Annotated in this window: 1 rRNA gene; it reads right to left on the bottom strand. The window is 48.6% G+C overall.

Annotation, left to right across the window (positions count from 1 at the left end):
- Positions 1-249, bottom strand: a 23S ribosomal RNA gene (locus SBI19_RS29440); the annotation flags it as partial.

The following is a 249-nucleotide window of genomic DNA, read 5'->3' as shown; positions in this document are numbered from 1 at the left end:
TGTACTGTCCACCAGTCCTTACGGTCTGACTTCAACCTATACACAACGCTCCCCTACCCAAGTCGTAGTCTTCACTTCAGCCTGGTGATGTTTAGCTTGGGGTCATTTTGTCAGAATCTTGAACAACCGATATAGTTGATTCTGACTAATGCCCGGTGCTTCCACCAGAACAAAGTGAAGACTACGACATGCCATAGCTTCGGTGGTGTGTTTAGCCCCGTTACATTTTCGGCGCAGAGTCACTCGACC

The organism is Paenibacillus sp. CCS19, assembly GCF_033239625.1.
Lineage (GTDB): Bacteria > Bacillota > Bacilli > Paenibacillales > Paenibacillaceae > Paenibacillus_T.
Note: the sequence above shows the minus strand (reverse complement) of the source record. Positions and strands in the feature narration are given on the sequence as shown.